Genomic DNA, 12427 nt, shown 5'->3' with positions numbered 1-12427 from the left:
GGATCCACCCATGCATCCGGCCTGGTCCGTCGTCTTCTTCACGGTGCTCTCGGGCACCGGCTACGGGTTCATGGCGCTGTTCGCCCTGACCGATGTCTTCGCCCTCGGCGGCCCCGTGGGGCAGCAGGAGCTTCTGGCGGCGGTCGCCATCGCGGCGGTGCTGATCACTGTCGGCCTGATGTCCTCCGCCGGTCACCTGGCCAACCCGCGCAACGCCTGGCGCTCGTTCGCCCGGTTCCGGACCTCCTGGCTCTCCCGGGAGGCGGTGCTGGCCGTACTCTTCTATCCGGTGGCCCTGTTCTATGTCGGGCCCTACTTCCTGCTCGGGCTGGAGCACAACGCGGTCACCGTTTTCTTTGCCGGTCTGACTGCGGTGCTGGCCCTGGCCACCGTGGCAGCGACGGGCATGATCTACGCCTGTGTCCGAGCCATCCGGGAGTGGAGCCAGGGGCTCACCCCGGTGAACTACCTGCTCATCGGTCTGGGCCTCGGCGCCGCCGTTCTCGCCGCCGTGCGCGGTTTCTTCGGCGCTGATCCTGCCCCGGCCGCTGCGATGGGGGTCGGCCTGCTGGGTGGGGCGGCGGTCACCAAGACGGCCTGGTACCTGTGGAATCGCCGCCCGGGCAGCTCCAGCAAGAGCACGGCCCTGGGGCTGAGCAGCGGGCCGGTGCGCCTGGTCGACGGCGGCCACACCGCCGGCAATTTCCTCACCTGGGAGTTCCAGTACCCCCTGCCCGAGGGGCGGGCGCAGTTCTACCGGGGTGTGGCCCTCGTGGTCACCTTCGCACTGCCGATCGCCGCGCTGAGCGCGGTGGCCCTGGGTGCGGGGGTGCTCTGGGCCTACGTGGCGGCGGCCGTGGCGGTGCTCGGCGCCCTCATCGAGCGCTGGCTGGTCTTCGCCGAGGCCCGGCACACGGTCCGTCTCTACTACCACGAGGCGCGGCTCTAGGCGCGCCGAGTTACACCGTCCCCAGTGCGATCCAGAGGCACCGGAGCCCCGGCCATTTCGGTCCGGGGCTTCGGTGCCTGCGTTGGGGGTGGGCACCGGCGGAGCCGCCGGGGGGTCAGGCCTGCTCGGTGTCTGCCGGTGCCGGGTGGCGGGTCGGCCGCGGCTCGCCGCGCAGGCAGCCGTGCTCCGGGAAGGCGGGTTCGGCGTTGGGGGAGCTGTGGTACCAGCCCAGCTGTGGCTGGAGGGTGACCGTGGCGCCGACCACGATCAGCGCCGGGCCCTGGAGGCGGGCCGTGCGGACCCGCTCCGGCAGCTCGGCCAGGGGGGCGGTGATCACCCGCTGGGCCGGGGTGGTGGCCTGATCGACGGCGGCGGCCGGCTGGTCCGGCGGTAGCCCCCCCGCCTGCAGCTGGGCACTCACCGTCTCCAGGTGGGTCAGCCCCATGTAGACCACCAGCGTCTCGTCGCTGCGGAACGGCGCCCACTGGCCCAGTTCCAGGGCGCCGTGGCGGCGGTGGCCGGTCAGGAAGCGACAGCTCTGGGCGTGGTCCCGGTGGGTCAGGGGGATGCCGGCGTAGGCCGCCGCGCCCTGGGCAGCGGTCACCGCGGGCACGACCTGGAAGGGGATGCCGTGCTCGATCAGCCCCTCGATCTCCTCGCCGCCGCGACCGAAGATGAACGGATCGCCGCCCTTGAGCCGCAGTACCCGTTTGCCGGCGGCGGCCAGTTCGATGAGCTTGTCGTTGATCGCCTCCTGGGGGAGGGTGTGCTGACCGCGGCGCTTGCCGACGGGGATCCGCTCGGCATCCTTGCGCACCAGGCGCAGCAGGCCGGGTGCGGCCAGGTGGTCGTAGAGCACCACATCGGCCCGCTGCATCAGGCGCAGCGCGCGGAAAGTCAGCAGGTCGGGGTCGCCGGGGCCGGCACCGACCAGATAGACCTCGCCGCGCTCGTCGCGGCGCGCCTGCTCCCGGCGCAGTAGCTCCAGCATGGCCTGTTCGGCCTCCCGTTCCCGTCCGGCCAGCATCGACTCGGCGGCCGGGCCGTCGAAGACCTGCTCCCAGAAGCGCAGCCGTTGTCGGCCGGTGGGCAGGACGGCGGCCACGCGCTCGCGCAGACGCCCGGCGAGGGCGGCCAGCCGCCCGTAGGCGGTGGGCAGCAGCGTCTCTATCTGGCTGCGCACCTGACGGGCCAGCACCGGGGCGGCGCCCCCGCTGGTGATGGCCACCTGTAGGGGAGAGCGGTCGACCACCGCTGGGGTGATGTAGCTGCAGTACTCGGGGCGGTCCACGGTGTTAACCGGGATGCCCAGCCGGGTGCACTGCCGGTACACCAGCCGGTCGGTGGCGTCGTGGCCGCTGGCACTGAGCACCAGCGCGGCCCCCTGCTCCATGCCGGGCTTGTAGTCCTCGGCGCGGTGGTGGGCCCGGTCGGGGTAGCGCTGCAGCAAATCCTCACAGTCTCCGCCGAGATCCGGGGCGATCAGGGTGATGATCGCGCCACTGTCGAGCAGGTCTTCGCCCTTGCGCGCGGCGGTCTCGTTGCCGCCGATCACCACGCAGTGCCGGCCGTGGAGGTTGAGGAAGATCGGGTAGTGATCCATCGCGGGGTCCCCTGCTGGTCTTTGCAGATGCGCCGTCCATCATGACGCGCGCATATGTCATGCAAATATCCCCAACGGGGTACCGTTGGCCGGGCCGCCCTCAGGCGGCCGCGGCCTCGCTCAGGGCACAGACGTTCTTCCCCACCTCCAGGCGCCGGGCTTCGGTCTCGTCGGGGTGGGCGAGGCCGATGTTCACCCGTTTGATCTCGATATACGCCTCGGGGAAGTGGGGCAGGCTGCCGAGGATGTAGCTGCGGAACGACTCCAGGCCGGCATCGACCTGGCGGAGACCGGGGTTGCTGCGGTGCAGGGCGCCGAGCTCGGCGCTGAAGCGCCCGCGTTCGTCGGCGATGCCGGCGTCGGTGGCGTGACCGGGCAGGACCACCGTGTCCTCGGTCAGGGCCAGCAGGCGCTGGAGGGACTCGTGGAAGAGCGGTGTCCACGCCTCGGCGGCACCGCCGAGGTCGGGCCGGGCGATGGACTCCAGGAAGATGCTGTCCCCGGCGATCAGGTACTGGCCGTCCACCAGGAAGGCGACCATGCCCAGGGTGTGGCCGGGGACGTGCAGGGCGCGCAGGGTGATCCCGCCGACGGGTACGTGCTGTTCAGCGTAGAGCGGCGCGAAGTCGATGCGTGCCGGCAGCATGTCCATGGGGTGGATGGCGTCGTAGGGGTGCAGGTAGTACGGCACGCGGTGGCGTCGGGCCAGCTCCGGGCCGCCGCTGATGTGGTCGGCGTGGGCGTGGGTATCCAGAACCTGAGTGATGCGTGCGCCCCGTGCGTGGACCAGCTCCTCGTAGACCTCCACGTGGCGGTTCGGGTCGACGACGGCGGCCTCTCCGTCGCTGATGACCACGTGGCTGAGATCACCGCGGGCGGGGCGGACTACTTGGTAGACGGTGTAGCGTTCGTGGTTACCCACCACCCGGTGGTAGTAGAAGTCGCCCCAGGCCTCCATGCCGCCCTCGAGGTTCAGGGCCGGGTAGCCGAGTTCGCGCAGGCCATCGGCCAGGTGCTCCGAGGTGTGGCCCTCGCCGCAGACCGTCAGGATGGTGCGGTCATTGGGGAGTTGGTGGGTCAGCTGCTGTCGAACGCCCCGGAGAACGGCGGCATTCACGTCTTCGTCCTCGTCGTCGAGGTCGAGCAGCTCGAAGTAGGGGGCGTTGAGCGTCGGGGTATCGTGCGGGCCCTCGACGCGCCAGCGCTCGAACTCGTCGGGGTTGCGCACGTCCAGGATGAACAGCGGTCCGCCGCCGAGCAGCTGCTCCCAGGCGACGGCGGGGGTCCAGGCGGTCTTGAGCGTATCGAGCATGGCCGGTCTCCTACCTCCTTGGGTGCGACAAAATGTCCGCCTTTTCGGCAAGGATGGCGGATACTCGGCGGGGTGCTATATCTCGAAAGAGATAAGAAGTGGAATAAGTCAGAGTCGAATCGTGCCCATAAAAAAGACCCCGGAGCCCGAGGCCCCGGGGTCATCGTGCGCTGGACGGTCAGTTGACCATCCGGCGTCCCGTGCGGCTCTTCAGCTGAAGATGCCGGGGCGCCGGCGCCGCTTCTCGGTGCTACCGCTGCCCCGCTCCTCGGTGGCCGTGCTCCGGGTGCGCTCCGGGGCACTGCTGCGGGACCGGGAGGAGGAGGTGGTGGAGCGGCTGCGCGTCGGACGACGGCCGATGGCGGACTCGGAGGAGCGGGTGGAGGAGCCGATAGCGGACTCGGAGGAATCGCTGCTGCGGCTGCTGCTGGCCGAGGCGGACCGCTGCTGCTGGCCGGAAGAACGCTCGGAACGCTCCTGGCTGATCTGGCGGCGGGCCTGGGCCTCACGCTGCTCCTTGGCCTTCATCTCGCTCATGCGCCGCGCGGACTGCTCGACCACGTCCTGGGAGAGCAGGCGCTGGTCGCCCAGGGACTTCACCAGGTCCTGAGTGCGGCGCGGGGCCAGGCGCTGGGAACTGGTGGCCATGTGCTCGTACAGACGACGATACGCCTTGGTGACCTCACCCATGATCTGGGCGGTCTGCTCGAAGTGCTGGTCCACTTCACTGCGGACGTTGCGCACTTCCTCGCGGTTGCGACGGGCCACGCTCTCGGCGTCGCGGATCTCCTGGGTGTTGGGCGACGAGGCGCGCCCGACGTAGGCACCCACAGCGGCGCCGACCACGGCACCGACGACGAGTAGCAGGATAGGATCAAACGCTTCCATACCGGACCTCCCGATTAGTTCATCGGCTACTTTGTACCAAACCAATTGTTGCGCGGAACAGGGTGCGCGCTTATACCGCGAGCCCGGCCGCGACGGCCCCGGCCGAGCGCTCCGGACACCATATACGCAATCACTCAGCGTATCATCCCGCATAGGTTACAGCGTCGCGGGTTCGCGGGGGAGACCGCATGTACGGGTGGCTGGAAGCGGCGGCTCCGATCAGTGGGTTCGGCTGGGCGGGGCTCGCCCTGGGGGCACTGCTGCTGGCCCTCGCCCTCGGGCTGACCGTTGCCGGCGGGGCGGCGCTGCTGCGCGGTCGTCTGCTCCGTGGTGCCTCGGGGCTGGCCGGTGGGCTGATCCTGCTCGGCGGGTTGGGGACCGCCGGCGCCCTGGCACTGGGTGTGCTGGCCTACGAGCGGCTGGAGCAGGAGCGTCCGGCGCTCGCCCTCCACTTCCAGCAGGTGGATGAGCAGCGCTACGTCGCCCGGTTGGCCTATCCCGACGGGGGGACGGTCGCTCTGCCCCTGGCCGGGGATCAATGGCAGGTGGATGCCCGGGTTCTGCGTTGGAGCGGGTTCGCGGCCCTGCTGGGGCTGGAGACCCGCTATCGGCTGGAGCGGATCAGCGGTCGTTACGCCGATCTGGAGGCGGAGCGCGCGGCCCCGCGCACGGTGCACGCCCTGGCGTCTCCCCAACGGGGTATCGATCCGTGGCTGCTGGGGCAGCGCCACGGCGATCGCCTGCCGTGGGTGGATGCGGCCTACGGCAGTGCCGCCTATCTGCCCATGGCCGACGGCGCCGAGTACCGGGTGGCGGTGACCCGCAGTGGTCTCGTTGCCCGACCGGCCAACGCCGAGGCCGAGGAGGCGGTCCGCCGCTGGTAGGCCTCAGTCCCGGGCCCAGCCGGCGCGGCCAACCCGCTGGCCGCGGCGGTCGAAGAGGAGGACCTCCACCTCGCTGCACGCCGGGTCGATCAGGTTCAGGGCGGTCTGCTGCGCCTCCCGCGCCACCGCGTCCCCCAGGGGCAGGCCGGCCGCCTGCGCCCGATCGAACGCCTCGGCCACCGTGTTGGCGGTGGCCATAACCTCCCGGCAGGTGGCGTCCGCGCCGAGTCGTCCGGCGGTCTCGGCCAACGCCGCCAGATCGGCCTGCCCGCGGCGCGAGTGTACATCCAGGAAGCCCTGGGCGAGCTTGGTGATCTTGGCCACACCGCCGGCGATGGTGACCCGCGGCACCGGATAGCGGCGCAGGTACTTGAGCATCCCGCCGACGAAATCGCCCATGTCGATCAACGCCTCGTCGGGGAGTTGGTGGTAAGCCTGCACGGCCTGCTCCGAGGTGCGCCCGGTGCTCCCGGCTACGTGCTCGATGCCGGCGGCGCGGGCCACGTCGATGCCGCGCTGGATCGCGTCGATCCAGGCGGCGCAGGAGAACGGCACCAACAACCCGGTGGTGCCGAGCACCGAGAGCCCGCCCTCGATCCCCAGGCGCGGGTTGAGGGTCTGCGCTGCCAGGCGCTCGCCGTCCTCGATGGCGAGCTCCAGTGTGACGTCCGTCGGGGCTGACAGCGCCGCGGCGGCCTCAGCGATGCCCTGCTCGATATAGCCCCGCGGCCCGGGGTTGATCGCCGGCTCACCGGCCGCGACGGGCAGGCCGCTGCGCCGCACGGTACCGACCCCGGGGCCGGCGCGGAGCTGCACCCCGCGCCCCGGGGCCCCGGGGCGGGCGGTCACCGAGACCAGCGCGCCGTGGGTGACGTCGGGATCGTCGCCGGCGTCCTTGATGACGCCGGCCCGCGCCCAGCCGTCGCCGCAAGCGTGAACGGCCAGGGCGAAGGCCGGGCTCCGGTCCCGCGGCAGGCGGATGGTGACCGGGTCGGGGAAGCTGCCGCTGACCAGGCCCGTGAAGGCCGCCCGCGCCGCGGCGGCGGCGCAGGCGCCGGTGGTCCAGCCCCGGCGCAGGGCGGTGCCGGCCTGTTGATCAGTCGGCTGGGAGGTATCCTCGCTCATGCCTAGAAATCATACCGCACACCTGCACGGGCGAAGCGCCCGGGGTCGGCTCGAAGGGAGGAGTCGTTGCCCTCATCCAGCAGGTTCTCGATACCGCCCTGGAGCCTGAGCCCATCCCAGGCCGCAGGGGCATACGCGACATCCAGGCCGGTGAGGGTGTAGGCGCTGTCCCAGTCGTCGCCAACGCGCACTTCATCCACGTATCGGGTGCGTAATTGCACCTCCAGCGGGTCCGTGGGCGTCCACAGCGCCTTGGCTACCGCTGTCCATTCAGGCGTATCGGTGAGGGTCTCCCGGCTGTCGCGGTCGATGGCGTCGAGGTAGGTGGCGGCCAGCGTCAGCTCGAGTTGCGGGTCGAAGGCGGCGCCGAGCTTGAGCTCGGCCCCCTGGGCGCGGGCGCTGTCGACGTTTTTGAAGGTTTGGTAACCGTTCCCCGGTGCCCGCCCGATGCGATCATCGTACTCGGTGTAGAAGAGTCCGATGTCGTAGAACGCCGTGATATCTCTTTGCAGATTCAGGTCGCCGGCGATGCCGAACTCGTAGTTGCGGCTGCTCTCGGGATCGAGTTCGTGTGTCTCGTCCTTACCAACATCCGGGTCAATGACGTAGGCGCCGCGAACTTCGCGCCCCTGGCCATCTTCCGTATCGACGTAAAAGGAGCGCAGCTCGGGCAGCTTGAAGCCTTCAGCGTACTGGGCGCGCAGTCGGACCTCGGGGGCCAGGCGGTAAACAGCTCCGGCCTGAAGCGAGGTGCTGTCCGCCTCCGTGGAGGTCTCGTCATGCCGAGCGCCGTAGACCAGATCCAGGCGGTCCGTGGCTTGCCACTCGTGCTGCAGGAAGCCGCCGCCTACCCACTGGTCGTGCTCGGGTTCGTCTTCTGGCTGGAGGTCCTGGTAGATCTGCTGCTTGTGCTCGAGGCCCGTCAGCACGGTGTGGCGGGGCGCCGGCTGCCATTGTGCCAGGAAGTCGTTGACGCGCTCGGTGAAGGTCGCCTCGCGGAAGCCGAAGTCTCGATCTGCTGCGTCCGAGGCGAAGTCCTGCGGAGCAAGGTGCGACCGGACACGGTCAAACTTATAATGGCTCTCGTAGGCCTGGTAGCGCAGCTCCAGGTTTTCGGTGGCCAGCCACTCCGCCGTCGCCGCCAGGTCGCGCCGGTCGCTCTCCTCGGTCTCCACAGCTGCAAAGTCTTCAATATTGCCCGGGCCGCTGCCTTGGACGAGGCGCTCTTGCCGCTCCTCGGTCAGGAAACCGGCTTCGAGATCGATATGGAAGCGATCGGTGAACCAGTGGGTCACTCCGCCGCGGAGGGTGTACACATCGGCGGATGGGCGGAGATCCCGATCGAAGGTCTGGGAAGATGGAGCGCCACCCTCGTCGGGTTGAGTGGTTGTCTCCTCCGAGTACGCCTCGCGCTCGAGGGCGTCGGCGAAGAGCCGAAAGCGCGTATCTTGCGTGCCACCGCCCAGGTAGAGGCCCCCTTGGTACTGCTCACCGCCCTCCGCGTCGGTTGGCGTTCCGGCCTGGGCGGAGACGCCGCCTTCCAGGCCGGGCTCCGGCCGCCGCGTGATCACGTTGATGACACCGGCCACAGCGTCCGCCCCGTAGACCACGCTGCCGGGCCCCTTAACGATCTCGATACGCTCGACATGGCTCACCGGGATCCGGTTGAGTTCGTTGCTACGGGATGAGGTGCCGGCGATGCGGCGGCCATCGATGAGATAGAGCATGTCATCGCGGTTGCCGCCGCGGATGGAGAAGGTGTTGCCGTCTACCCCGGTGTAGATGCTCGACTCTGCCTGAAGCGCCTCATCGAGCATGGCAGCACCGCTGCGCCGGATGTCGTCTCCGGATAGGATCTCCGTGGCCGCCGGTGTCCGCTCCACCTGGCGCTCCGTGCGCGTGGCTGCGGTGACGGTCAGGTCGGGGAGGACGGTGGGGTGTTCCTCGGCCGATCCAGCCTTCGGTGTTGCCATCAGGGGGAGGGCCGCGGCGCCGCTCAGCAGCGCCCTGGCGATGGGCTGTCCTGTAGCCATGCTGACTCCTCTGCGCACCGCCCGTGCGCGATTGCGGTTGCGTGTACCGCGGGGAGTCAGTGGGGCGGGGTTCGGCTAGCCGAGGCGACGCCCGGCAGGATGCCGCGCGCACTGGAGACCGATCCCGGCGCACCGCCTCCCGCGGTCTTCCGGTTGGCCATGGGCCGGTCTCCGGGCTTGTGGGGCGGAGGTGAGAAGACCTCCGGGCGGCAGACTGCCTTCCCGCGGATGCCGCCCAGGGGACGTGCGATCCGCAGTGGCTCTCGGGGTCTGCCGCCACCCACCTACCGTTGCGGGGGCAGCGCCGGACTCGCCGCTGGGTGCGGCTGAACCGGTCTTCCCGTTTAACCCGCGAGGCGGAGTGGCCTCGGCGGGCACCCATTGGCGGGTCGGACGTTAGCAGGCGAGCAAATTAGATTCAATGAATCCATGATGCAGCAAAGCGTCACCAGCGCCCTTGAAGGTAGCTGCGGAGCCACGCCAGTGCGTGCCCGACGTCGGTGGCCACCTCCGCCTCGGGCGGGTCCGGCGGGCGCTCGACCATCACGATCCGGGCCCCGCAGTCCCGAGCCGCATCCAGCTTGCTGCGGGTGGCGGCCCCGCCGGCGTTCTTGGTGACCAGGGTGTCGATGCCGTGCGCGCGGAGCAGGCGGCACTCGTCGGCGTAACGGAACGGCCCGCGCTGGAAGAGCAGTTCCGCCCCGGGCGGGGTCTGCGCCGGCTGCTCCAGGCAGCGGATCCAGTAGCGGTGGTGGGGTGCCGCGCAGAAGGCCGGGACCTCCTGATTGCCGATGGTCAGCAGTACCCGGCTCGACTGTGGCCCCAGCGCCTCGGCGGCGGCGGCCATGTCGGCCACCCGATGCCACTGCTCATCCGGCCCCGGCTGCCACGCCGGCCGGCGCACCGCCAGCAAGGCTGTCCCCGTTTGCCGGGCGGCCGCCGCTGCGTTGGCGGAGATGCCGGCAGCGAAGGGGTGGGTGGCATCGACCAGGCAGTGCACGCCGTGCTGCTGCAGGTACGCGGCCAGGCCGACAGCGCCGCCGAAGCCGCCGCGACGCACCGGCAGTTGAGGTAGCCGTGGGTGGCGGGTCACCCCGGCCACGGAGTAGACCGCGGCGATCCCGGGCTCCTGCTCCAGCGCTTGGCCGAGCGTCAGCGCCTCGCCGGTGCCGCCGAGGAGCAGCACGCGCAGCGGCTCAGGCGTCATGGCGGCGGCGCACAGGGGCCCGTAGTGGCGGGTAACAGGTCATGGCGTCTCGGCAGCGGCTCCAGTGGTCCGGGTCGGTGGCGGTTTGACGCCGGTGAGCGAGCTGCCTAGAGTACCAACTTCCTCAGGTGCCCCGCGCGAGCAGCGGCGGGGTGAAACGGGAAGACCGGTACAGCCGCACCCAGCGGCGAGTCCGGCGCTGCCCCCGCAACGGTAGGTGGGGGGCGGATCAGAAGGCCACTGCAAGGCGTCGTCGTTCGGCGGCGGGCCCTGCGGGAAGGCGATCCGCCCGGGGTCACCCGACCCCACCCACGAGCCCGGAGACCGGCCTGAGGGAACCCAGGTGCCGCGGGAGGCGGCAGACCGGGGCAGGCCACCGTTTGCCGGGCGCAAGCGCGAACCCTTCCCCCATCCCTGTCTTCCTCCCTGCGGTGTAACCGGACCGACGCGCGTGCGGGTGGCGCGCGGAAGGGAGGAAAGCATGCCCAGCAACACCACCAGCCGGGTCGCCGCGGGTGTGGCGGCCGGTCTTGCCGTAAGTGCCGGCCCGGCGATCGCCGATACCGACGGGGAGTCCGCACAACTCGCGCCCCTCGTGGTCACGCCAACTCGAATGGCCCAGACCGTCGATGAGTCCCTGTCCTCCGTCTCCGTCATCGACCGCGAGCAGATCGACCGCCAGCAGCCTCGGCAGGTCTCGGATCTGCTGCAGGGTCAGGCGGGGTCGAGCCTGACGACGTCGGGTCCGTTCGGCAAGAGCACCAGTCTGTTCATGCGCGGTACCAACTCTGACCATACCCTGTTGCTGGTCGATGGGGTGCCGATGAATTCGGCGACGCAAGGAGGGGCCGCCTGGCAATATCTGCCTCCTGCCGAGATTGACCGCATCGAGGTGGTGCGCGGGCCGCGCACCAGCGTCTACGGCGCCGACGCCGTCGGCGGTGTGGTCCAGGTCTTCACCCGCCAGGGGGAGGAGGGCCCTCCGCGCTTCCGTGCCTTCGGCGGCGCCGGGTCGTTCAACACCCACGAATTCGGTTTGGGTGTCTCTGGCGGGACTGCGGCTAGCCGCTACGCCCTCTCGGCCAGCCACTACGAGACGGACGGGATCAACGTCCAGGACGGTGAGGGAGATGAGGACCCCGACGGCTTTGAGAACACCAGCTTCAGCGGCCGTTTCAGCCATCGGCTACCCGGCGGTGCCGAACTCTTCGCGACGGGGTTCCGCTCAGAGGGTACAAACGAGTTCGACGGGACAAGACTTGGCGAAGAGGACTGGACGGATCACTACTTCCAGGCCCTCCGTGGCGGCGTCCGCGGGGACCTCACCGAGCGCTGGTTCAGCGAGCTGGCGGTCTCCCAGGCGAAGGATGAGCAGGATAACGTCGATAGCCGGGGAGAGACATGGCAGTACACTGAACGCCACGAGGTAAGTTGGCGGAATGAGCTGTATTGGGGCGCCGGGCATGTCTGGGCCTTTGGCGGTGACTGGCGAGATGAGAAAGTCGACACCGCCGACGATTATGACGAAACCAGCCGGTACAACGCCGGTGCGTATTCGCAGCTCGAGTTGGATTTAGGCCGACATGACCTCGGTGCCAGCCTGCGTTACGACGACAACGAGGCTTACGGTGACAACGTGACCGGTCAGGTCGCCTGGGGCTTTGACGCAACGGATCGACTTCGGCTGCGTTCGAGCTACGGCACGGCTTTCAAGGCGCCGACATTCAACGACCTGTATGCACCTGAAAACCCGAATTGGTTGCTTGCCGGAGGAAATACGGACCTTGAGGCCGAGACGTCCGCTTCTGCGGAGGTGGGTGCACGCTGGCAGGTCAGAAGGGGCTATGTGGATGCAGCGCTGTTCCGGACGGACATCGACAATTTGATCGCTGATAAGCCAGTGGATGGTCAGCAGGATTGGACGCAGCCTGGCAATGTCGAAGAGGCCCGCATCCGCGGTGCCGAGCTGGAGGCGGGGGCGCACTGGCAGGAATGGCAGTTTTCTGGCGCGTTCACCTACCTCGATCACGAGGACCGGGAGACGGGTGAGGAGTTGCTTCGGCGCCCGAGTGAGTCGTTCCGATTGGAAATCGATCGCGAGCTGGGGGATTTTTCCTTGGGGGCCACTGGCCTGCTGCGGGGGCGAAGCTATGACACCGATTTTGATATGGCTACCAGTCAGTCGGAACGCGTGCGCCTCTCCGGCTACGGCCTCCTCAATCTCCGCACCAGCTACGCCATCACCCCGGAGTGGACCCTGCGCGGGACGCTGGAGAACGCCCTGGACAAGGAGTACGAGACGGTGGGCGGCTACAACCAGCCGGGGCGGGCGGTGTACGTCTCGCTGCACTTCAATCAGCAGTAGCAGGTAGGCAGTTGGAGCAGTGCTCAGCGCGCGGCTGGAGAGCCGGCATCTTCAGCCGCCG

At 69.4% G+C, this 12427-nt stretch carries 9 protein-coding genes and 2 riboswitches; of the genes, 3 read left to right on the top strand and 6 right to left on the bottom strand.

All coding sequences use genetic code 11. From position 1 onward, the window contains the following. Positions 1 to 10: 10 nt before the first annotated feature. Complete coding sequence (locus HHAL_RS09775) at positions 11 to 949, top strand: dimethyl sulfoxide reductase anchor subunit family protein (RefSeq protein WP_011814720.1); 939 nt, start codon at positions 11 to 13, stop codon at positions 947 to 949. 115 nt (positions 950 to 1064) lie between these two features. Here the strand turns inward: HHAL_RS09775 and cysG are convergent, their stop codons facing one another. The 3 genes from cysG to HHAL_RS09760 form a co-directional block, all read right to left on the bottom strand. Then, positions 1065 to 2552 (bottom strand): siroheme synthase CysG, encoded by a 1488-nt coding sequence (cysG, locus tag HHAL_RS09770; RefSeq protein WP_011814719.1) that lies wholly within the window; start codon positions 2550 to 2552, stop codon positions 1065 to 1067. A gap of 100 nt (positions 2553 to 2652) precedes the next feature. Continuing rightward, positions 2653 to 3864: an MBL fold metallo-hydrolase gene (locus HHAL_RS09765; RefSeq protein WP_011814718.1), complete on the bottom strand. Its 1212-nt coding sequence runs from the start codon at positions 3862 to 3864 to the stop codon at positions 2653 to 2655. 210 nt (positions 3865 to 4074) lie between these two features. Then, the gene (locus HHAL_RS09760; RefSeq protein ID WP_011814717.1) at positions 4075 to 4752 is read right to left on the bottom strand and encodes a ZapG family protein; all 678 of its coding nucleotides are present in this window, start codon (positions 4750 to 4752) and stop codon (positions 4075 to 4077) included. A gap of 188 nt (positions 4753 to 4940) precedes the next feature. On the opposite strand from HHAL_RS09760, the gene HHAL_RS09755 reads away from it, so the two are divergent. Continuing rightward, positions 4941 to 5636, top strand: coding sequence for a hypothetical protein (locus tag HHAL_RS09755; protein WP_011814716.1), 696 nt, complete (start codon positions 4941 to 4943; stop codon positions 5634 to 5636). A gap of 3 nt (positions 5637 to 5639) precedes the next feature. Here the strand turns inward: HHAL_RS09755 and HHAL_RS09750 are convergent, their stop codons facing one another. The 3 genes from HHAL_RS09750 to HHAL_RS09740 all read right to left on the bottom strand — a co-directional run bounded on the left by HHAL_RS09750 (position 5640) and on the right by HHAL_RS09740 (position 10001). Further along, complete coding sequence (locus HHAL_RS09750) at positions 5640 to 6761, bottom strand: cobalt-precorrin-5B (C(1))-methyltransferase (protein WP_011814715.1); 1122 nt, start codon at positions 6759 to 6761, stop codon at positions 5640 to 5642. Between the two features lie 2 nt (positions 6762 to 6763). Next, positions 6764 to 8794 (bottom strand): TonB-dependent receptor plug domain-containing protein, encoded by a 2031-nt coding sequence (locus HHAL_RS09745; protein ID WP_011814714.1) that lies wholly within the window; start codon positions 8792 to 8794, stop codon positions 6764 to 6766. 145 nt (positions 8795 to 8939) lie between these two features. Continuing rightward, positions 8940 to 9191: riboswitch (cobalamin riboswitch) on the bottom strand. 48 nt (positions 9192 to 9239) lie between these two features. Then, positions 9240 to 10001: a cobalt-precorrin-6A reductase gene (locus HHAL_RS09740; RefSeq protein ID WP_011814713.1), complete on the bottom strand. Its 762-nt coding sequence runs from the start codon at positions 9999 to 10001 to the stop codon at positions 9240 to 9242. A gap of 109 nt (positions 10002 to 10110) precedes the next feature. After that, positions 10111 to 10348, top strand: a riboswitch (cobalamin riboswitch). Positions 10349 to 10482: 134 nt separating this feature from the next. Between HHAL_RS09740 and HHAL_RS09735 the strand changes: the two genes are divergently transcribed. Beyond that, the gene (locus tag HHAL_RS09735) at positions 10483 to 12366 is read left to right on the top strand and encodes a TonB-dependent receptor domain-containing protein (RefSeq protein WP_011814712.1); all 1884 of its coding nucleotides are present in this window, start codon (positions 10483 to 10485) and stop codon (positions 12364 to 12366) included. Positions 12367 to 12427 lie beyond the last annotated feature (61 nt).

Origin of the sequence: Halorhodospira halophila SL1 (genome assembly GCF_000015585.1) — a bacterium.
In the GTDB taxonomy this organism is placed as follows: domain Bacteria; phylum Pseudomonadota; class Gammaproteobacteria; order Nitrococcales; family Halorhodospiraceae; genus Halorhodospira; species Halorhodospira halophila.
This window is presented reverse-complemented; position numbering and strand designations above follow the sequence as displayed.

Bases quoted from the DNA above. Each gene is read 5' to 3' on its own strand.
- HHAL_RS09745 (WP_011814714.1), bottom strand. From the start codon at position 8,794: ATGGCTACAGGACAGCCCATCGCCAGGGCGCTGCTGAGCGGCGCCGCG.
- HHAL_RS09755 (WP_011814716.1), top strand. From the start codon at position 4,941: ATGTACGGGTGGCTGGAAGCGGCGGCTCCGATCAGTGGGTTCGGCTGG.
- HHAL_RS09775 (WP_011814720.1), top strand. From the start codon at position 11: ATGCATCCGGCCTGGTCCGTCGTCTTCTTCACGGTGCTCTCGGGCACC.
- HHAL_RS09740 (WP_011814713.1), bottom strand. From the start codon at position 10,001: ATGACGCCTGAGCCGCTGCGCGTGCTGCTCCTCGGCGGCACCGGCGAG.
- HHAL_RS09765 (WP_011814718.1), bottom strand. From the start codon at position 3,864: ATGCTCGATACGCTCAAGACCGCCTGGACCCCCGCCGTCGCCTGGGAG.
- cysG (WP_011814719.1), bottom strand. From the start codon at position 2,552: ATGGATCACTACCCGATCTTCCTCAACCTCCACGGCCGGCACTGCGTG.
- HHAL_RS09750 (WP_011814715.1), bottom strand. From the start codon at position 6,761: ATGAGCGAGGATACCTCCCAGCCGACTGATCAACAGGCCGGCACCGCC.
- HHAL_RS09735 (WP_011814712.1), top strand. From the start codon at position 10,483: ATGCCCAGCAACACCACCAGCCGGGTCGCCGCGGGTGTGGCGGCCGGT.
- HHAL_RS09760 (WP_011814717.1), bottom strand. From the start codon at position 4,752: ATGGAAGCGTTTGATCCTATCCTGCTACTCGTCGTCGGTGCCGTGGTC.